The organism is Robbsia andropogonis (assembly GCF_034047095.1).
In the GTDB taxonomy this organism is placed as follows: Bacteria; Pseudomonadota; Gammaproteobacteria; order Burkholderiales; family Burkholderiaceae; genus Robbsia; species Robbsia andropogonis.
The window spans coordinates 829,226-848,104 of record NZ_CP139170.1; the positions used below are offsets into that span (position 1 = coordinate 829,226).

An 18,879-nucleotide genomic window follows, 5' to 3' on the forward strand; every position below is an offset into this window, starting at 1 on the left:
TCCCCTGATCAACCGACCAGCGGCAGCATGGTTGCCGTGCCGCCAATCGCTTGCCTGCCGCCGTCTTCGGTGTCGATCACGCAACGCACGTCGAACGTCAGCGCGGTTGCGGCGACCCCGGTCACCGTGGCAATGGCCTCGATCGTGCTGCCCACGACCACCGGCGCGTCGAATGCCAGGTCGAGCTTGCCAAGGCGCCAGGCCTTGCCGGCTATTCGGTTCAGGCACGTCGATGCCAGGGCCAGCACAGCCATCTCGAAACTCAGCATATTTGTAAAGCCTGCTTCACGCGCGGCGGCGGCATCGACGTGCAGCGGTGCGAGGTTACCGCTTATCCCCGTGAAGAACGCTTGTTCGGCCACGGTCATCGTCTTGCGGAACGACATCGTCGCTCCGGCTTTCAGGGTCGTTTCGTTTTGCATCGCAGGAAGGCATGTGTCAGTGAATGAGGCGCGACAAGTCAGGCATGCCGAACGGGCACGGACCGGCTTGCGCACAATGGCGCCGCGCGTGCCTACAACGTCAGGCCGCGCTTGATCACGCTGCGCGCGATCAGCATGCGATGGATTTCCGATGTGCCGTCGTAGATACGCGTTACGCGGCTGTCGCGATAAATGCGCTCCAGCGGCATTTCCTTTGTGAAGCCCATGCCGCCGAATACCTGGATGCCGCGATCCGCCACGCGACCGATCATCTCCGAGGAATACAGCTTCACCATGGATACCTTGTCGCGCACGTCACGGCCTTGGTCCAATTCCCACGCGGTGTTCATCACCATCATCCGCGTGGCGAAAATTTCCGTGGCGGAGTCCGCGATCATCTGCTGCACCATCTGAAAGTCGCCGATGGGCTGGCCGAACTGCTTGCGCTCGGCGGCATGGTTGCGCATCAGCTCCAGCACGCGCTGCGCCATGCCGCAGGCGCGCGCGCCGATGTGGCCAAGGCGGATGCCGGCCACGCTATCCATGATCAACTTGAAGCCGCTGCCCAGCGTGCCGAGGATCTTGTCCTTCGGGATGCGGCAGTTTTCAAATACCAGTTCCGCATGACCATAGCCACGATGGCCCATCATCGGCTGCTTGCCGGTCACGTGGAAGCCGGGCGTGCCCTTGTCCACCAGGAACAGCGTGATGCCGCCGCGGGCCCGCTTTTCCTTATCCGTCAGCGCCATAACGATAACGTAATCGGCAATGTCGCCGTCGCTGATGAAATGCTTGCGGCCATTGATGATGAAGTCGTCACCGTCCTCGGTGGCAACCGTCGAGATCGACGCCGCATCGGAACCGGCGCCGGGCTCCGTGATCGCCATCGCGCAGATCTTCTCGCCACGCACGGTGGGCAACAGGTATGCGTCGCGTTGCGCGCCGTCGCAGGCCAGCAGCATCGGATACACCTGACCGAAGATACGGCGGATCAGTGCGTCGGACGTCTTGCCCAGTTCTTCCTCCACAAAGCACATGTCGACATGCGACAAGCCGCCGCCGCCTACGTCCTCCGGCATGTTCATGGCGAACAGACCCAGCGACATCGCCTTGTCGCGGACGACCCGCAAGGTGTCCGCCGGGATCACGCCGGTATGTTCGGTTTCCGCTTCCAGCGGCTGCACTTCGTTGGTCACGAACTTGCGGACCGTATCCACCAGCATCTGGGTTTCGGAGGAAAGGGAAAAATCGATCATGTCAGTCTTCGTGGTAAGCAGGTTCAGGCAGGCGCGGCGGCGCGGATCACGCCGCGTGCGATCAGGTCGTCGATGTCGTTTTGCGCGTAGCCCAGTTCGGTCAGAATCTCCATCGATTGCGCGCCCAGCGGCTGCGGCGCGCGCGCGACACCGGGCGCTTGCCCGTCGAAACGCGCCGGATGCATGACAAAGGTCACCGGCTTGCCTTCCACGCCTTCCACGGTCTGGAATGTTTCCAAGTGCGTCAACTGCGGATCGGCCTGCAGGTCGTCGTAGTCCTGCACGGGGCCGTGCCACACGTCGGAATCGGCCAGCTGCGCGAGCCACTGCGCGGTGGTCCTGGTCTTCAATCGCGCGCTGACGAGGCGGACAATCTCTTCACGGCGCGTGTAGCCGGCATCATCGGGAATATGGGCGAGAGCGGGTTCTTCCAATGCGCTTGCCAGCGCTTGTGGCGTCGCCATCGAAACGGCGAGGTGACCGTCAGCCGTGGCGTGAATGCCGTACGCGCCGCCGCTGAACCAGCTTGCCAGGCCCGCCGGTCCGCGCGGCGAATCACTGCGTGCGCCATTCAGCCAGGCCGTCAACGATTCGGCTTGCAGATCGATCGCCGCTTGCAGGAGGCTCACTTCCACCAGGCGGCCTTCCCCGGTGCGCTCGCGGTTGAACAGTGCCGCCAGAATGCTCATCACGTAGATCACGGCGGCATGCTGATCCACCACTACCGGGCCGACCGCGGTGGGGGGACCATCAGCGCGGCCCGTGCGCGCGGCCAGGCCGGAAAGCGCCTGCAACAGCAGATCCTGGCCAGGCTTGGCCGCGTAGGGGCCCGAGCCGCCATAACCGCTGGCGCTGGCGTAGATCAGGCGTGGGTTGATCGCCTTCAGCGCGTCATGGCCGAGGCCCAGACGGCCCATGGCGCCAGGCCGGAAGTTTTCCATCAGCACGTCGGCGTCCTTGACCAGCCGTTGCGTCAGCGCACGGCCTTCGGCGCTCTTCATGTCGACCGACAGGCTGCGCTTGTTGCGGCCGGTGGTCAGCAAGTTGACGCTCTGCGTGCCGACGAAGTGATCCGCCACCGCCCAGTTGCGATGAAACGCCCCATCGATGGGCTCGACGGCGATCACGTCCGCGCCCAGATCCGCGAGCATTTGCGCGGCCATCGGGCCGGCATGGAAGTGGTTGAAGCTGATGACACGGACGCCGTCGAGGAGTTTCAGCATGATGTTCCGATTGGTTTGCATACGTCTGACATGGCCCGTCTGCGGCATGGCGGCGTTTGATGCCGGCAGCGCTGGCAGACGGGTTGTTGACGCTATTCAGCATAGCAATCGGAAAAAGCGCGGCGGGCGTATCGCACTATTAAATGCATGGCGCCGACTATAAGCGAGCCTCATGATTGCCCCCCGCGCGAGAGGGGAGGGTGTACGCGACAGGAAACGTTGCGTACACCGCCGCGCGTTGCAGGGGGATGCGCGGCACTGTGTGTTGCCGCACCCTCAATGGCCGCCGCCGATTGCCCGTCGGCGTCGGCCAGCCAGTGAGGTGGCGCCGATAAAGGGTGGTTAGTCCGGCAGATGCGATTGCGCGCGTAGCGTGCCGACGACTTCGCGCGCGTGTTTGACGAAGCTTTCGGTCAAGCGCTGGCGGGGTCGATCTTTCGGCAACAGCGCGCACAGCGAGATGGGCATGCCTGAACGGAACGGACGAACGACGATGCTGCCTGGTGGCTGACTCAGTGCCGACAGTTCATCGGTCAGCGACACGCCCAGTCCCTCCGCCACCAGGCGACAGGCCACATTGGAGAAACGCACTTCGATATCCGGTACGAAATAATCGCCGTCGGCCTCGAACGCTCGCTCCACCAGCAAGCCCAGGGGACTGCGGGCCGGCGCGCCGATCAACCGGCGGCCGCGCAGCGCGGCGGGCGTGACGATGTCGCATTTCTCCAACGGGTCGCCCGGCGGTGCTGCGCAGACGATCCGTAATTCGCCGAGCGATTCGTTGATCAAGCCCGGCCGCGTGGGTGGCATCATTGACAGGCCGAGATCGGCCATGCCGGAATCGAGACTCTCCAATATCGCATCCACGCGCATGGTTTCCAGATGGACCTTGACCTTCGGATGATCGACGGCAAACCGGGCGAGTGTCTTTGGCACGAGCCATTCCGACAACTCCGCGGTGGCAAACACGCGAATCACGCCCGCGCGGCCGGTTCGCAGGTCCCAGGCCTTTTGTTGGATAGCTTGATGCACGAGGAACAACGGCTCGGCGTCGTCGAACAGCATCTTCGCTTCCGAGGTGGGAATCAGGCGGTTACTGATGCGGTCGAACAGCGGAAAGCCGAGCTTGGCCTCCGCCAGGCGGATCGCATTGCTGACGGCAGGCTGCGACATGCCGAGTTCGGTGGCGGCTCCCGTGGTTGTCCGGTAGCGCATGACCGCGCGCAGTACCTCGAGTTGTCGCAGATTGATCAGGACACGTGCGCTGGGTGGATTGCCGCCCGCGTCATCCTGCCTTGACTGACCATTACCCCTGCCACTTTGTGCATTGGACCGGTATTCCGTTGCCATCCTTTCCCTTAGTTCAATTTTCCACGGCGTTGCAAATCCGGCACAGCCCCATCCGGGCCAATGCGGTGCCCGCTTGCATGCCGTCAGCGCGATTCCACGCTTGCCTCGCGCGCGACCGCCAATGAAGCAGTGCCACATCGGCCCATGCAATACGCTCGATTGCCGTTCGCGCGTAGGGTTGCCAGTCTCTTCCCGGCAATGCGCGCGGACATGCCATTCTGACAAGATCCCCTGTCGAAGCTATAACTATCGATTATAGTCGGCCGTTTTTTTTTTCACTGGCGCGTCGGGATGGCGCGCCGCTAATGTCTCAATACCGCAGCCGCCTAGTCATTTACACGCCTGGCGACACACCGTTGGCGACGGCTGGCCGGTATCCCGTGTTCGCTTGCGGCATAAGCGGTCACCACACCGCATCCTGGAGAGACCATGTTTTCACGCCGCCATATTGCGCCCACCGTCGCGACCATGCTCGCGACCGCTTTGACTTCGTGCGTCGCCATGGCGGTGCTGGCCACATCCGCGCAGGCCGCGTGCATCGCGGTTCCCGCCGGTGACCTGGTGAGCAGCGGCCATCTGCAACTGTCGATCAATCCGACATTGCCACCGCTGCAGTTCGTCGACGAGACAGGCAAGATGAAGGGCATGAACGTCGATCTGGCCGAGGAGATCGGCAAGCGGCTGTGCCTGAAGGTCGACCTGCTGCGCATGGATTTCCCGGCGATGGTGCCAGCGTTGAATGCGGGCCGTTTCGATGGGATCAACACCGGTATGTTCTGGACCGAAGCCCGTTCCAAGTCGATGTACACGGTGCCGTATGCAATGTCGACGATCGACGTGATCGCCGATCCGTCGCAGAAAGCGACGCTGAACGACGTCAAGGGCCTGGCGGGCCACTCGGTGGGCGTCGAGGCCGATTCCTACCAGGAAAAGTGGCTGCGTGAGCGCGCGAAGGAAATTACCGACGCGGGCGGCAAGCCCTTGGACATCCACGCATTCCCGACGGCAAGCGACATGCTGGCGGCATTGCGCGCGGGCCAGTTTGATTTCGCGGCACTGCCCAGCTACACCGGCGCGGCCGTGGTGAAGTCCAAGCGGGCGAAACTTGTGCTCGGCGGTCAAGGTGGCACGCCTACGACGATGGCATTCCGCAAGAAGGCCGTGGCCGAAGCGGTGGCGAAGGCGATGGACGACATGATGCAGGACGGCTCGTATGCGAAGCTGATGGACCGCTATGGCATGACGAAGATCAACACACCGCATATCACGCTGGTGGGTTCCGGTCCGGCGTGAGTGTCGCCCTCGTGGCCGCCGCCCGGCGAATGCAGGCCAGGTTCGAGGTTCCCGAGGCGTTCGGCGCGGCGGCCATTTTCTATCTGTTATCGACAACCTACCGCCCGGTGCTTTGTGCAACGCTGGTTGTAAGCCTACCTTCGGGGCCGAGCATTCGGCCGCCGGTGATCGAGAAATAAGGAATGACGATGACGACGCTTTCCCTGACGGGTGTGGTGGTCGCGACCGTACTGCCGTTTGACGCGGGCCAGGAAATCGATTGGGCATCCTATGCGCGCGTGGTCCGTTATTGCGTGATGGCCGACGGCATCTCCGCCGTGCTGGTCAATGGTCATGCCGGTGAGGGTGGCGCGCTGACGCCCGACGAACGCGACGCAGTGATCCGCGCCACGCGCAAGACGATGCACGACGGCGGCCAACAGGCCAAGCCGTTGATTGCAGGCATCATCGCGCAGAGTACCCGCGAGGCGGTGCTGGAGGCGCGGCTTGCGAAGGCGGCCGGCGCGGATGCATTGACGATTTTCCCGCCGGCATCGTTTGGCGGAGCACGTACCGAGATGGTCGTGTCGTATGTGCGCGCCATCATCGCCGCGGCCGACCTGCCGGTGGCGATTTTCCAATATCCGCTCGCGTCCGGTTATGGCTATTCGACGCAGACCCTGATCGAACTGGCCAAGTTGCCGCGCGTGATCGCGATCAAGGAGGGCAGCGACACGATGCGCGCGTATGAAGAGAACCGTGCGGCCATCAAGGCCGAACGGACCGATCTAAGTGTGTTGGCATCCAACTTCGATTGGTTCCTCGCGCAACTGGCCGTGGGCGCGGATGGCATCCTGTCCGGATTGGCGGCATTGGTGCCCGATGATCTGGTGGCGTTATGGCGCGCGGGTGCGGCGAACGACCTGCCCGCGATGCGTGCCGCCAGCAACAAGATGCTGCCGCTGGTGCGCGCGATCTACGCATTGCCGCGCAATGAAATGTATGCCCGCATCAAGGTCGCATTGGCGATGATGCACGTGATAGCGTCCCAGATGGCGCGCGAGCCCTTTGTGCCGGTGCCTGACGTGGTCTGCGCCCGCATTCGCGCGGCGTTGATCCAGATGGGGCTGTTGGATGCCGAGGGTCGACCGGTGGTATCGCTGATCACGTCGCTCGATGACGGGGCAACATTGCCCGCCGAATAATGCGCATGGCGTGATACAGCGGTGACCGCATTTTCCGCCGCTAGCGCCGCGCTTTACGCAGCCTTGAGGCGAACGCGCATGGACCTTTTCTGAAACGCGCCAACCGATCCAAAAAAGCATCTCCTTCTGGCTGCGCCTGTAGACCGGAACCGCCGTCCGAAAGGGCGACTGCGCGGGACCGTCTCGGATCGTTTTTGAATGAACGCACCAATCCTGTGCGATCATCCCCAGGTATAGTGTAAAAAATCGAAAGCGCGCCGCGGGTCAGACCTGCGGTGCGCCGTCCCTCTTTACTGTCCAGTGTGTCAATTCAGCATGCAAAATCCGGCGCTTGTCGAGCAATATGGTCCGCGCGAATCGATGGAATACGACGTGGTGGTGGTAGGCGGTGGTCCCGCCGGCTTGTCCACGGCGATTCGTCTGAAACAACGCGCCGCGGAAAAAGGCACCGACATCAGCGTCTGCGTGCTTGAGAAGGGTTCCGAACCCGGCGCGCATATCCTGTCGGGCGCGGTGATGGACCCGCGTGGGTTGGACGAGCTGATACCCGACTGGAAGGCGCAGGGCGCGCCGTTGAACGTGCCGGTCACCGAGGATACATTCCTGTTCCTGACCAAGGACGGGGCGCGATCGGTGCCGGCATGGCTGCTGCCGGACAATTTCAAGAATCACGGCAACTATGTTGTCAGCCTTGCCAATGTCACGCGCTGGCTGGCGCAGCAGGCCGAAACGCTGGGGGTTGAAGTGTTCGCCGGCTTTCCGGCTGCCGAGGTCCTGTATGACGCCAATGGCGCGGTGCGTGGCGTGGCGACTGGCAATATGGGCGTCGGCAAGGACGGGCAGCCCACCGCGAATTTCCAGCTTGGCATGGAATTGCTGGCCAAGTACACGGTGTTTGCCGAAGGCTCGCGCGGCAATCTCGGGCGTGAACTGATTGCGCATTTCGATCTGGCGAAAGATGCGGATCCTCAGGTGCATGGCCTTGGTATCAAGGAAGTCTGGGAAATCGATCCGTCCAGGCACAAGGCGGGACGGGTGATGCATACGGCCGGCTGGCCGCTCGACACCGATACTTACGGCGGCTCCTTCTTGTACCACCTGGATAATAACCAGGTGGTCGTCGGTTTTGTCGTGGGATTGGGATATAGCAATCCCTATCTGTCGCCGTTCGAAGAATTCCAGCGCTACAAGACCCATCCGGCGATCCGTCAGATCCTGGAAGGGGGTAAGCGCTTGTCGTATGGCGCGCGGGCGATTACGGCGGGCGGCCTGATGTCGTTGCCGAAGTTGGTCTTCCCGGGAGGCGCCCTGGTTGGCTGCGATGCGGGTTTCCTGAACGCATCGCGGATCAAGGGCAGCCATGCGGCGATCAAGTCGGGCATGATGGCAGCCGACGCGATCTACGACGCGGTTACCGCGGGCACGGTGCCGGATGGCGTCAACGCACCACGTCGCGCGGCTGAACTGGCGGCCTACCCGGCTGCGTTCGATGCGTCGTGGTTGAAGCAGGAACTGCATCGCGCCAGGAATTTCAAGCAGTGGATGAGCAAGGGGCTGTATCTGGGCACGCTGATGGTGGGCATCGAGCAGAAGCTGCTCGGCGGCAACGTGCCATGGACACTGCATCACAAGCATGCCGATCACGAGACGCTGAAGCCGGCTTCGGAATGCACGCCGATCACCTATCCTAAGCCGGATGGCGTGTTGACGTTCGATCGATTATCGTCGGTCTTCCTGTCGAATACGAACCACGAGGAAAACCAGCCGGCGCATTTGACGTTAAAGGACCCAAGCGTGCCAGTGAAGGTGAATCTGGCGCAGTATGCGGGGCCGGAATCGCGCTTCTGTCCGGCGGGCGTCTATGAGTTTGCCAAGGACGAGGGCGGGGCGGAACGATTGGTGATCAATGCACAGAACTGCGTGCACTGCAAAACCTGCGACATTAAAGACCCGACACAGAATATCGTCTGGGTCACCCCGGAAGGTGGGGGCGGGCCGAATTACGGCGCGATGTGATCGATCGTGGGGCCTGGTGGAAAGCTGGCCTTTGTCGTTACCCGTATGCGCGGTACGTCGCGCAGTATCAACGAGATAACGACCTGATACCGCATGAGGTAGTCGACGCAGCCCTGCGAAATGAAGTACCAACGGTGCACGCCCTTTTTACGTCCATACCGTAAATAAATACAATAAAATTTTCTATGTACAGAAAAGGGTTGCATAAGACATTCTTTACTGCGGCATAACGAATCATGCATGAGTTGCTAACTAAATTAGCGCCGGATGTGATTTGGTAGAGCAAAAAAGTAAAGGAGCCGAATGCGTTGAAACTATTTGCTTCAGGGGGATCAGTCATCGGCGGGTGGCGTGATAACTGAGGGTATCCCTGACGCGTTGAACGGTGGTGTGCCAGTTGCATTCATCGGCGCTGCCGTCTATTGCCCTGTCTGTAAAGCCGTTGGGCACATTGCTCCGATAGGGCCGCGCTGGCAGGGTAAGATGATGGGAAAGCAGGTCGGACTTCATGGCGATCTATGCATTTGCAAATGCTCGCCCTCACCGACAATGATTGCACCCAATCCAAGCATGTCCCAATCGATCGATGCGGCCCAACTGGCCTCATTGGGCTATAACGCGGATGGTTCACCAACTGCTGCGCCGACTGCTATCAATTCTCAGACACCATTAGGCGGTTCGCAGGCTTTCGAATACCCATCACCATCGATTAATAGTGACGGTGTTCTAGTGGCAGGCGCAGAAGGTACACCAGGGAATAACTAAGCCCAGAACAAACAGTTCAATGCCGTTGTAGAGCAATAGGGACTAGACAAGAGGCAAGCCCGCTTACTACATGAACACATAACGGGTGAAAACCTCGGATATCACGAAATAATGGAACGAGCACAAGATATGTTTGGAGGGGGCGAATGAAAAATGCGAAGATTTTGATTAACCGGCGCCTTGCAGTGCTTCTTGGGATGGGAATAAGCGCTATCCATTGTGCTGCTGGCATGCTGACTCTCCAGTTCGGTCAACTTAAGCAAATAACTAGCTATAGAGGCACCGTCAAACAGATTGGTGAATGGGCACTGCACGTTCAGTGCATGTGGCAAGTTGAACAATCGGGCAACATCCTTGTGAACCAAGAAGGCCTTCATACAGACGAAGACACCCATCGCACGATGGGAATTTTGAACGGTTTGTTTATCGACTCTGTTCGTGCGATCGTTGAACGAGTGCAAACGGAAGATTTTGGCCGTATCAAAATAAGTCTGACCGATGGTTTAACGTTGGTTGTTACACCAAACTCTGACGGTCAGGACGAAGATTGGCGATTCTTTGCACCTGGCAAAGAGGAAGCACACTTTGTGATTGAGGCCGGTAAGATCGATCCGGATTCGCTACCAAGTGCGGATGCACCGAATGAAAAAAGACCTTGGTGGAAATGGTGGTCTATAAACAGACGAAATCCAAGGGCATTGTTACGTCAGCGAAGCGATGGGTAAGCTAGCTGGATGAAATCCCCCAGTCCCAAGCGTCCGGTACCGGCGCAACGCCACGTCAAGGCACACTTCGCAAAAACGCGCGTACGTTCCGATTCATGCGCCGGTTCGCGTCTCAATGACGATACTTTAGATGCCCACTGCTCCGGTTTTTCGCTACGGAACGATGCCCTGCGGTTATCCACGGTGTAGCGTTTTCAGTCAGCCGCCGCCAGATCGCCGCGTAACCAGGCGTTGCGGGCAAGCGTATTAAGCGGTCCGCCCGCGTTTATATATGAATACGTGATGCCTTAGCGCTACAGAACGAGATTATACCGATGGATAATAGTCACTACGGCGATTTTCGAGCAACGCATGCCTGGTCGAATGTTCCAGACCAATGGGCGCATGTCTCTGGTCAGGGAAACAATACGGCTAATCCTTCCCCTCCCGCAAACGGACAAAATCCGGTAGCCCGTTCGATCAATCCGAACTTGCAGGCGCTTCGGACAATGCAGCCGCTTGTTGCATCTTCTTCCCATCCTCTTTCCACCGCGCCACGCAGCCGTAGTCCGCGATTGATCTTCGAAGGATACATGGATGCAGTGCTGCGACACAGCTTTTCGACGCTCCGGAAAAGCGTTCCGTGGTTTCCCATGCAAGCGCGCGATGTTCGCATATCAACGCCCGCGTCGATCGAAGGCGGATCGGCGGGTATATGTGAATGGGACGATCAACACTACCGGCGCACCGGAACAGTCAAAATATCGATCCGCGTAAAAGTCGAGCCGGGTAAGCCGCTGACGCCCGAGTATCTGGCATCCGTTCTATACGTCTTTGCTCATGAATTGGGAGATCATGCGTTGGGTTACGCGGTATCGCTATCGCAAGGCAAACTGCCGCTTCCCGAAATGGTCGATCACAAAAAGGTATTTTCGCCGAGCGACGAAACGAACGCTTGGCATCAGGTTGTGAAATCCAACTTGAGACACATCGATGTCCCTCATACCGGGTTTCCTGATGCGCAGGCGAAGGCACGTTACGTACATGCGTTAAAAGTCGCTTTTCTAAAAGAGTATGCGACCGACGTGGAGAATCATTGCATCATGGATTACAACGGACGTGACGACGAAGATGACGATCGTTACATCTACGCCCGGGGCGATGACGACCTCTTCGATAAGGGAATGGCGTGGGCGCAAACCTTGAAAGCAAAAGCAGCTTATCCTGACGATCCATTCTGGACAACGGGTATCGCGACCGATACGCACGCCTCGCAGCATATCCAATCTGGTACGGAGCAGCATGCTCACCGCGCTTTTATGAATGCTCCTGGCTATTCGTCAGGCGAAGAAGCTGCGGCAGAAAGTAATCCGATGCGCACCACGGTTGATGATCTACATGAAGCGATTGACTACGTCGAGACGATGGACGATCGAGACAGAGACAGCCGCTATTAGATGGTGCGATGGCTTTCCGTGTACGCCCTGACGAGATGGGCGGTCATCCAGCACCAAACCGAAAATTTTTAAACCTCGAAGCTGAACATGTTTTCGTTGCACGCACCCATCATTTCGACTATATTGGAAATATGGAAGAGAAAGATGTCATCCGCGCTCTGGCAGCGCTAGCTCACGATTTACGATTGCGCGTGTTCCGCATGCTGATCGTGGCCGGGCCAGATGGGCTCACACCAGGCACCATGGCGGCGCAATGCGAGGTGCCAAACGCGACACTCTCCTTTCACCTAAGGGAACTGGTGCACGCGGGGCTGGTCACGCAGGAACGCCACGGGAGAAGCCTGATCTATCGTGCTGCGTATAACCAAATGAATTTGGTTCTCGGTTTCTTGACCGAGAATTGCTGCCAAGGGCAACCCTGCCTGGTGTCGGACGCAAATTCGTGCCTATGCTAAAGGAGCGCTGCCACGAGACGGTTCTAACGGCAAGGTGGTGATATCGCAGCTAGTACCGCGCTCTATTCGAAGCGATTTACCGCAGAGCGTTTTTCATCGATTTCGCAATGAATGCTCCACACACCACCGCTGCGCGCAGCACCTCGTCAAAGCCAGCTATCGGTTTCTTCGAGCGCTACCTCACCGTCTGGGTCGTGCTCTGTATCGTCGCGGGGATCCTATTTGGCCAGATGCGCCCTGACGTTTTTCAGGCAATCGGCCGCATGGAGTACGCCCAGGTCAATCTGCCGGTCGGCCTGCTGATCTGGGTGATGATCATACCCATGCTTTTGAGGGTTGACGTTCGCTCGTTGCATGAAGTGCGCCAACACATCAGGGGCATTGGCGTCACGCTCGTGATCAACTGGCTTGTCAAGCCGTTCACGATGGCGTTCCTTGCGTGGATCTTCATTAAGCAACTATTCGCGCCGATACTGCCCTCCGCACAGCTCGACAGCTATGTGGCCGGACTGATCTTGCTGGCCGCCGCGCCTTGTACGGCGATGGTGTTCGTCTGGAGCCGTCTGACGGGCGGTGATCCGCTTTTCACGCTCTCACAAGTTACGCTTAACGACAGCATCATGGTGTTCGCGTTCGCACCGCTCGTTGGTCTGTTGCTTGGCATCTCTTCCATCACGGTGCCTTGGGCAACGCTGCTTACTTCGGTCGCGCTCTACATCGTCATTCCCGTGATCCTCGCGCAGATCTTGCGCAAAACATTGCTCTCGCGCGGCGAGACTACCTTCGAAGCGGCAATGGCAAAGATCGGCCCATGGTCGATCACTGCGCTGCTCGCCACGCTGGTGCTGCTATTTGCTTTCCAAGGCGAGGCCATTCTCAAGCAGCCGCTTGTGATGGCGATGCTTGCCGTGCCCATCCTGATCCAGGTGCTCTTCAACTCGGCGCTGGCGTACTGGCTCAATCGCGCGGTCGGCGAGAAGCACAACATCGCGTGTCCGTCCGCACTGATTGGCGCATCGAACTTCTTCGAGCTGGCTGTCGCGACCGCAATCGGCTTGTTCGGTTTCAACTCCGGCGCAGCACTCGCGACGGTCGTTGGCGTGCTGATCGAAGTGCCGGTGATGCTGCTCTTGGTACGTGTCGCCAACCGGTCGAAGCGCTGGTATGAGTGCGCCTGAATGAAATGGAAACAACACAATGAACGAAGTCACCATCTATCACAACCCTGATTGCGGCACTTCGCGTAATACACTCGCGATGATTCGCAACGCCGGTATCGAACCCATTGTCGTGGAGTATCTGAAAACGCCACCTTCCCGCGACACGCTCGTCGAACTTATCCAGCAATCTGGGCTGGCCGTGCGCGACGTGCTCAGACAGAAAGGAACCCCGTACGCAGAAATGCATCTGGACAATCCGGCTCTGACCGATGAGCAGTTTCTCGACGCGATGATGGCGCACCCCATTCTTATCAACCGTCCCTTCGTAGTAACGTCGAAGGGCGTGCGCCTTTGCCGTCCGTCCGAACTGGTACTCGACATTTTGCAAGAGGCACAACGCGGCGCATTCACGAAGGAAGACGGAGAAGTGGTGATCGACGCGGAGGGAAAACGTGTCTACTTCGGTAACTGATCTCGCCACGGAGCTTCCGCAAGTCGATGCAATGCTGTTCCGCGTACCTGATATCCAGCGCCATCAGGTCGAGAAGGCTTCCCAGCACGCACCTCGCATCCTGGTGCTCTACGGTTCGCTGCGTGAGCGTTCGTTCAGTCGCCTGTTGAGCGAAGAAGCGACGCGCCTGCTCACGGCGATGGGTGCGGAAGTCCGAACGTTCAATCCGAGCGGTTTGCCACTACCCGACGACGCGCCCGACACGCATCCTAAGGTAGCCGAATTGCGTGAGCTGGTCCTATGGTCGGAGGGTATGGTCTGGTCCTCGCCCGAGCGCCACGGCGCTATGACAGGCATTATGAAATCGCAGATAGACTGGATCCCCCTTTCAGTGGGTGCAGTGCGGCCGACGCAGGGCAAGACGTTCGCGGTGATGCAGGTTAGTGGCGGGTCGCAGTCGTTCAACGCCGTCAACCAGATGCGCGTGCTTGGCCGGTGGATGCGCATGCTGACTATTCCGAACCAGTCGTCGGTGGCGAAGGCCTACATGGAATTTGATGAGACCGGCCGCATGAAGCCTTCGGCATATTTCGATCGTGTCGTGGACGTAATGGAGGAACTTGTGAAGTTCACCTTGTTGACGCGCGATATCGGGCCGTACTTGGTTGACCGTTACAGCGAGCGTAAGGAAAGCGCCGAAGCATTGATGAAACGCGTGAACCAGGCCATTATCTGACCGATACGTCCGTCTTCACCCTGCATAACGTCCTTTGCTGGGACATTCCACTCCCACGCTCGCTAACTGAGCAGGGCTATTACCTTCGATTATGAAACGGCAACGCCGAGCAAGCGTCCCACGCCAAATGTGAACGCGGCAGTGATAAGTCCAACCAGTATTTGGCGCATGGCGGAATAACTTGCGGAGCGACCATTGAAAAGCGACGTAAATACACCAATGCCAGCGAGTGCGACAACGCTGTAAGCGACGCATTGCGCAATTGCAGAAGCACCGCTACTCCACAAAAACGGCATCGCGGGAAAAAATGCACCTACAGCAAATAGCAAAAACGACACGCCTGCTGCAGACCATGGATTTCCGCCCAACTCAGCGGGGTCGAGTCCTAGCTCTTCGCGAACCAATACGTCGAGTGCCATCTTTTTGTCCCGCATGATTTGTCCCGCCACGCGCTTGGCTTCGTCGCTAGCCAAACCTTTTGCACGATAGATGAGTGCGAGCTCATTTTCTTCCGATTCAGGGTTGTGCTCCAACTCGTCCGCTTCTTTTGCAACTTGCGCTTGCGCGAGCTCTCGCGCGTTTGTAACAGATAGCCATTCACCAAGCGCCATCGAACAGGCACCCGCCACAAGGCCCGCGAATGCCGTCAACAAAATGATGCGAGAGCTGGCCTCGGCACCGGCTACGCCCATAATGAGGCAAAAGTTTGAAACGAGGCCGTCGTTCGCACCTAGTACGCCTGCGCGCAAATCGTTTCCTGATGATACGCCACGATGCCAAGATTCGGCCTGCGCGATATCTGGCCCGCCGACAGCCGTCGGCTTGCCAACGTTTGCCATTGCTTGCACGACATTCGCATGCTCATGTTCTTCCGCGGACATCCCGGCCGTTTCGGGACTGCCCGCATACTTATTTCTATCAGCGAACTCGGCAGCAGCCAAAGAAGGCAAAACATGCTTCGGCCCCAAAAGGTGAATGACGCCTTTCATGACGAGCGTCTTCGCATTAAACCGCGGTTTTGCGACAACCCCGTCGCTGGCCAATCGATTCAACCAAACCTGAGCATGCTGTCGCTCCGACTGCGCAAGCAGCAGAAACACGTTTCGGCGCTCAGGGTCTTTGTCGACTTTCGAAAGAGTCTCGTAAATTGCCGCACTATGCAACTCATCTGCAAGATGCGCACGATACTTTTGATGTTCTTTTTTGTTTGCCATTGTGATGATCAGCAATTAAACAGCAAGTCTAGGCTCGGTTACCAGCTATGCGAATGAGAAGAATCGAGCGGCGTCACCTTACCCTAGACGACAAGCGATAAATTGCCACCCACCAAAAACGATAATCATCCTCATTACGTATCGTCCCACTCACAGCATGCGATTTATCACCTCGTCGCGCAGAATAAATCTATGGAAAAGCGCCGCGAAAATATGAATGCCAATCAACCCCAAAAGCACCCACGCGAGCCATCCATGGACGTCGCCGAGCCAGTGGCCGAATGACGATCCAACAGCGGAAAGGGGGGGATACGGAATAAATCCGAACAACTTGACTACCCAACCTCGCGCAGACGCATTAGCCCATCCTGCCAGGGGAATAAGAACAAGAAGACAGTACAACGATAGATGCGTTATAGCGGAGGCGAGCTTCACGGCAGGCGTCAAGTCTGCCGGAGCTGGCCTATGGGTTGCTCGCCAGATAATTCGCATCGCCATGGCAAGCACGATAGCCGCGCCGACGCTCAGATGCCATGCGATAAGGCCTTCTGGGAGAGTGCCTCTTTTAACATCTGGCATCGTCCACCCTAGAAGAAACTGCGCAAGTACAAAAAGCGCTACCAGCCAATGCAACATGCGAGCCGTGGTCGAATACGCTTTTGGTTGTTCCATGTTTTCGTACATATGACTCAATCCGGGTCGAAGATACCGCCGATGAGAATAGCAAAGCGAGTTTAAAGATTACCTTAAGAGACGCTAGAATCATTCGAATTCTGCGATATCGTTAACACGACGGTTCCTTTTTCATCCCCGTATTAATAATCATGCGCATTCTCCTTGTCGAAGATGACGACCTCATTGGGAGTGGTCTTTCAGTCGCTCTGCAAAATCAAGGGTATGCCGTTGACTGGGCACGAGATGGCAGTCACGCGCGATTGTCGCTAGATACAACAGGCTATGAGCTGATTGTTCTCGACCTAGGGCTTCCTAAGCTTGCTGGCCTAGAGTTGCTCAAAGCCGTGCGAGCCGCCGGCAATCACACGCCAGTCCTTATCTTGACGGCAAAAGATACCCCGATTGACCGCGTTCACGGACTCAACGCGGGAGCCGATGACTACGTCGGAAAGCCATTCGACTTAGACGAAGTTATAGCGCGGTGTCGGGCGCTTATAAGGCGCGCTTATCGACGCGGCACCGAGGTAATCTCGTGGCGGAATTTGCGAGTGGACACGGCTGCGGTCACCGTTCATGTACAGGGAGAGCAAATTGACGTCACCGCGCGGGAATTCGCGATTCTTGTCTATCTTCTGTCAAACGCAGGAATCGCACAGAAAAAGTCGCGGATCGAGGAAAGCATATACGGATGGAGGGATGAAATCGAGAGCAATGCAATCGAAGTGCACATCCACGGGCTGCGAAAGAAAATCGGAATGGATGCTATTCGCACTATTCGCGGCGTAGGCTATCTGATGGAACAGCAATGAATATGGTCCGCGGTTCAATACGTCGCAGACTCATCACGTTACTATTGGGTAGCGTTGGCGTCGCCTGGCTAATGATATTTCTTTGGAGCTTCTATTCCGCCAAGCACGAAATGATGCGCTGGGATGAAACACGAATCATTCAGCTTGCGCCTCTGCTAATAAAGCTCGACGTGCGAGACCTCAACCGACTTTCCGTAACAGGAATCGATGCACGTAATGAGATCCCTCAGAACGGCTGGCATGTGCGGCATGACTCGGACGTTAGAAAGCGCTTTGTTCAATTTCGCGTTTCCGATGAAGATGGAAACATCGTGTCCATATCGGAACACTTCCCATCAAATTACATTGCTGAGCATCCGGAACAGTCCATCAGCTACGTTACATTTGCCGGTGCGGCCTGGCTGTCGCATGTCGCTTATGATGCGTCATCAAAACGGATACTGACACTGCTTGAGCCATTGAACCAACGAAGCGATTTGGTAACAGGCGTTGCTGCCCGTATCGCAAGACCCGCCTTGGTTGGACTGCCGTTGGCGATGGTTCTGGTTTGGTTCGTTATCGGCATTGGATTGAAACCGCTCAATACATTGACTGCTGCTGTGAGCGAGCGAGATAGCAGGAATCTAAGCCCTATCCGGTTGCCGAGCATTTCCTCAGAACTGGTACCGGTCGTGTCATCCATCAACGACTTACTCGAACGACTGAGACTATCATTGTCGAAAGAGCGCACGTTTACCGCGGACGCTGCGCATGAATTAAGAACGCCCCTAACAGCAATAAAAGTACAAGCTCAAGTCGCGCTAACTTCGAGTGACCTATACCAACAGCAAACGGCGCTCCGTCGGGTCATTCTAGGCGTTGACCGGAGTGCTCACCTAATTCAACAGTTACTGCTACTGGCGCGCATCGACCACCGCGCAAATACCGAAGCGGCCGTATTTTTGCTACAAGACGTCGCCATCGAAGCTATTGGCTATCGACGCGAGCAAGCAAAAGAAAAATCAATCTCATTACAAGTGACCGGAGACGCGCAGGTTTCCTTGCACGGCGACCCTATTTTATTCCGCGTGCTCATCGATAACTTGCTTGATAATAGTATCAAATATGGTACATCGGGAGGTTTTGTTCACGTTTCATTCGAGAGAGCGCGCGGCGTAATTAAATTTGTCGTATGTGATGATGGAAATGGTGTATCGGAAGAAGAGTTAGGGCGACTCACCGACCGTTTTTTTCGCAGCACGTCCGCAGCTGCACCAGGAAGTGGATTAGGACTGGCCATAGTTAAACGTATCGCAGAATACTACGATGCGTCGCTCAGCATAAGCCATGGTGAGAACAAAAAGGGGTTGTCTGTGACAGTAACCATCCCCCAAGTGGGCTAGGCTAGCAAATAGCCCACGAAATCCACTGGCATAGAACAGACGCGTTCCAGTTATCAATGCTGACACCATATTGCTCATCCATGCTCGTACCTGACAATCTGATATGGATGTCAGGCCAATCGAAGGTAAAGCGTAACCAGAAATCTTAACGGACAGTTCCCTTGAACGGTAGCACTCCCATATGCTCTGCCGTGTGTGAGCAAAGCTCTCCGATATGCCCATCTAGAAAACATTCTTATCGAAACAATTCTATTCTCGGTCATCGGCCGAGAGGATGCACTGGCCACGCCAACCGATTTCCGCCTGCCTGTTCGGCCGCAAGCTTGG

Annotated in this window: 19 protein-coding genes; 13 read left to right on the forward strand and 6 right to left on the reverse strand. The window is 57.5% G+C overall.

Translation table 11 applies throughout. The features are described from left to right. Positions 1 to 8 precede the first annotated feature (8 nt). From SJQ66_RS17190 to SJQ66_RS17205, 4 genes are all read right to left on the reverse strand, one after another. Positions 9 to 386: a MaoC family dehydratase gene (locus SJQ66_RS17190; protein ID WP_320535088.1), complete on the reverse strand. Its 378-nt coding sequence runs from the start codon at positions 384 to 386 to the stop codon at positions 9 to 11. 128 nt (positions 387 to 514) lie between these two features. Next, on the reverse strand, positions 515 to 1,678 hold the full coding sequence (locus SJQ66_RS17195) for an acyl-CoA dehydrogenase family protein (protein WP_036012837.1): 1,164 nt from the start codon (positions 1,676 to 1,678) through the stop codon (positions 515 to 517). A gap of 23 nt (positions 1,679 to 1,701) precedes the next feature. Beyond that, positions 1,702 to 2,901, reverse strand: a complete 1,200-nt coding sequence (locus tag SJQ66_RS17200; RefSeq protein WP_320535089.1) for a CaiB/BaiF CoA transferase family protein — start codon at positions 2,899 to 2,901, stop codon at positions 1,702 to 1,704. 342 nt (positions 2,902 to 3,243) lie between these two features. Further along, on the reverse strand, positions 3,244 to 4,476 hold the full coding sequence (locus SJQ66_RS17205) for a LysR family transcriptional regulator (protein ID WP_157685197.1): 1,233 nt from the start codon (positions 4,474 to 4,476) through the stop codon (positions 3,244 to 3,246). A 276-nt stretch (positions 4,477 to 4,752) separates the two neighbouring features. Between SJQ66_RS17205 and SJQ66_RS17210 the strand changes: the two genes are divergently transcribed. The 11 genes from SJQ66_RS17210 to arsH all read left to right on the forward strand — a co-directional run bounded on the left by SJQ66_RS17210 (position 4,753) and on the right by arsH (position 14,472). After that, positions 4,753 to 5,544, forward strand: coding sequence for a transporter substrate-binding domain-containing protein (locus SJQ66_RS17210; protein WP_046152027.1), 792 nt, complete (start codon positions 4,753 to 4,755; stop codon positions 5,542 to 5,544). Then, positions 5,541 to 5,723 (forward strand): hypothetical protein, encoded by a 183-nt coding sequence (locus tag SJQ66_RS17215; protein WP_046151931.1) that lies wholly within the window; start codon positions 5,541 to 5,543, stop codon positions 5,721 to 5,723. Before SJQ66_RS17210 ends, SJQ66_RS17215 begins: the two co-directional genes overlap by 4 nt. Before the next feature lie 9 nt (positions 5,724 to 5,732). Further along, complete coding sequence (locus SJQ66_RS17220) at positions 5,733 to 6,728, forward strand: dihydrodipicolinate synthase family protein (protein ID WP_320535090.1); 996 nt, start codon at positions 5,733 to 5,735, stop codon at positions 6,726 to 6,728. 315 nt (positions 6,729 to 7,043) lie between these two features. Continuing rightward, entirely contained in the window at positions 7,044 to 8,744 is a 1,701-nt protein-coding gene (locus tag SJQ66_RS17225; RefSeq protein WP_046151930.1) for an electron transfer flavoprotein-ubiquinone oxidoreductase, read from the forward strand. 351 nt (positions 8,745 to 9,095) lie between these two features. Then, positions 9,096 to 9,509 carry a PAAR domain-containing protein gene (locus tag SJQ66_RS29740; protein ID WP_407691558.1) on the forward strand — a complete coding sequence of 138 codons (414 nt, stop codon included), beginning with the start codon at positions 9,096 to 9,098 and terminating at the stop codon, positions 9,507 to 9,509. 146 nt (positions 9,510 to 9,655) lie between these two features. Further along, complete coding sequence (locus tag SJQ66_RS17230) at positions 9,656 to 10,234, forward strand: hypothetical protein (RefSeq protein ID WP_253463235.1); 579 nt, start codon at positions 9,656 to 9,658, stop codon at positions 10,232 to 10,234. Between the two features lie 632 nt (positions 10,235 to 10,866). After that, positions 10,867 to 11,670: a hypothetical protein gene (locus SJQ66_RS17235; protein ID WP_320535091.1), complete on the forward strand. Its 804-nt coding sequence runs from the start codon at positions 10,867 to 10,869 to the stop codon at positions 11,668 to 11,670. Between the two features lie 131 nt (positions 11,671 to 11,801). Then, positions 11,802 to 12,125: an ArsR/SmtB family transcription factor gene (locus SJQ66_RS17240; protein WP_024905525.1), complete on the forward strand. Its 324-nt coding sequence runs from the start codon at positions 11,802 to 11,804 to the stop codon at positions 12,123 to 12,125. A 107-nt stretch (positions 12,126 to 12,232) separates the two neighbouring features. Then, complete coding sequence (arsB, locus tag SJQ66_RS17245) at positions 12,233 to 13,303, forward strand: ACR3 family arsenite efflux transporter (protein ID WP_024905524.1); 1,071 nt, start codon at positions 12,233 to 12,235, stop codon at positions 13,301 to 13,303. A gap of 19 nt (positions 13,304 to 13,322) precedes the next feature. After that, positions 13,323 to 13,757: an arsenate reductase (glutaredoxin) gene (gene arsC, locus SJQ66_RS17250; RefSeq protein WP_024905523.1), complete on the forward strand. Its 435-nt coding sequence runs from the start codon at positions 13,323 to 13,325 to the stop codon at positions 13,755 to 13,757. Positions 13,758 to 13,788: 31 nt separating this feature from the next. Continuing rightward, positions 13,789 to 14,472, forward strand: a complete 684-nt coding sequence (gene arsH, locus SJQ66_RS17255) for an arsenical resistance protein ArsH (RefSeq protein ID WP_320535344.1) — start codon at positions 13,789 to 13,791, stop codon at positions 14,470 to 14,472. A gap of 89 nt (positions 14,473 to 14,561) precedes the next feature. Here the strand turns inward: arsH and SJQ66_RS17260 are convergent, their stop codons facing one another. Both SJQ66_RS17260 and SJQ66_RS17265 read right to left on the reverse strand, forming a co-directional pair. Then, positions 14,562 to 15,686 (reverse strand): VIT1/CCC1 transporter family protein, encoded by a 1,125-nt coding sequence (locus tag SJQ66_RS17260; RefSeq protein WP_320535092.1) that lies wholly within the window; start codon positions 15,684 to 15,686, stop codon positions 14,562 to 14,564. A gap of 150 nt (positions 15,687 to 15,836) precedes the next feature. Further along, the gene (locus SJQ66_RS17265; RefSeq protein ID WP_320535093.1) at positions 15,837 to 16,370 is read right to left on the reverse strand and encodes a cytochrome b; all 534 of its coding nucleotides are present in this window, start codon (positions 16,368 to 16,370) and stop codon (positions 15,837 to 15,839) included. Positions 16,371 to 16,510: 140 nt separating this feature from the next. Here SJQ66_RS17265 and SJQ66_RS17270 point away from each other — a divergent pair, with 140 nt between their 5' ends. Then, complete coding sequence (locus SJQ66_RS17270) at positions 16,511 to 17,170, forward strand: response regulator (RefSeq protein WP_024905519.1); 660 nt, start codon at positions 16,511 to 16,513, stop codon at positions 17,168 to 17,170. Continuing rightward, complete coding sequence (locus SJQ66_RS17275; RefSeq protein ID WP_036012833.1) at positions 17,167 to 18,552, forward strand: ATP-binding protein; 1,386 nt, start codon at positions 17,167 to 17,169, stop codon at positions 18,550 to 18,552. The genes SJQ66_RS17270 and SJQ66_RS17275 overlap by 4 nt, the downstream gene beginning before the upstream one ends. Positions 18,553 to 18,879: the final 327 nt, after the last annotated feature.

What these genes read in the sequence shown, in the direction of transcription:
- SJQ66_RS17190 (WP_320535088.1), bottom strand. Translation starts at nt 386, where the DNA reads ATGTCGTTCCGCAAGACGATGACCGTGGCCGAACAAGCGTTCTTCACG.
- SJQ66_RS17230 (WP_253463235.1), top strand. Translation starts at nt 9,656, where the DNA reads ATGAAAAATGCGAAGATTTTGATTAACCGGCGCCTTGCAGTGCTTCTT.
- SJQ66_RS17235 (WP_320535091.1), top strand. Translation starts at nt 10,867, where the DNA reads ATGCAAGCGCGCGATGTTCGCATATCAACGCCCGCGTCGATCGAAGGC.
- SJQ66_RS17195 (WP_036012837.1), bottom strand. Translation starts at nt 1,678, where the DNA reads ATGATCGATTTTTCCCTTTCCTCCGAAACCCAGATGCTGGTGGATACG.
- SJQ66_RS17210 (WP_046152027.1), top strand. Translation starts at nt 4,753, where the DNA reads ATGGCGGTGCTGGCCACATCCGCGCAGGCCGCGTGCATCGCGGTTCCC.
- SJQ66_RS17275 (WP_036012833.1), top strand. Translation starts at nt 17,167, where the DNA reads ATGAATATGGTCCGCGGTTCAATACGTCGCAGACTCATCACGTTACTA.
- SJQ66_RS17265 (WP_320535093.1), bottom strand. Translation starts at nt 16,370, where the DNA reads ATGTACGAAAACATGGAACAACCAAAAGCGTATTCGACCACGGCTCGC.
- SJQ66_RS17240 (WP_024905525.1), top strand. Translation starts at nt 11,802, where the DNA reads ATGGAAGAGAAAGATGTCATCCGCGCTCTGGCAGCGCTAGCTCACGAT.
- SJQ66_RS17225 (WP_046151930.1), top strand. Translation starts at nt 7,044, where the DNA reads ATGCAAAATCCGGCGCTTGTCGAGCAATATGGTCCGCGCGAATCGATG.
- SJQ66_RS17270 (WP_024905519.1), top strand. Translation starts at nt 16,511, where the DNA reads ATGCGCATTCTCCTTGTCGAAGATGACGACCTCATTGGGAGTGGTCTT.
- arsH (WP_320535344.1), top strand. Translation starts at nt 13,789, where the DNA reads ATGCTGTTCCGCGTACCTGATATCCAGCGCCATCAGGTCGAGAAGGCT.
- arsB (WP_024905524.1), top strand. Translation starts at nt 12,233, where the DNA reads ATGAATGCTCCACACACCACCGCTGCGCGCAGCACCTCGTCAAAGCCA.
- SJQ66_RS17220 (WP_320535090.1), top strand. Translation starts at nt 5,733, where the DNA reads ATGACGACGCTTTCCCTGACGGGTGTGGTGGTCGCGACCGTACTGCCG.
- SJQ66_RS17260 (WP_320535092.1), bottom strand. Translation starts at nt 15,686, where the DNA reads ATGGCAAACAAAAAAGAACATCAAAAGTATCGTGCGCATCTTGCAGAT.
- SJQ66_RS17200 (WP_320535089.1), bottom strand. Translation starts at nt 2,901, where the DNA reads ATGCTGAAACTCCTCGACGGCGTCCGTGTCATCAGCTTCAACCACTTC.
- arsC (WP_024905523.1), top strand. Translation starts at nt 13,323, where the DNA reads ATGAACGAAGTCACCATCTATCACAACCCTGATTGCGGCACTTCGCGT.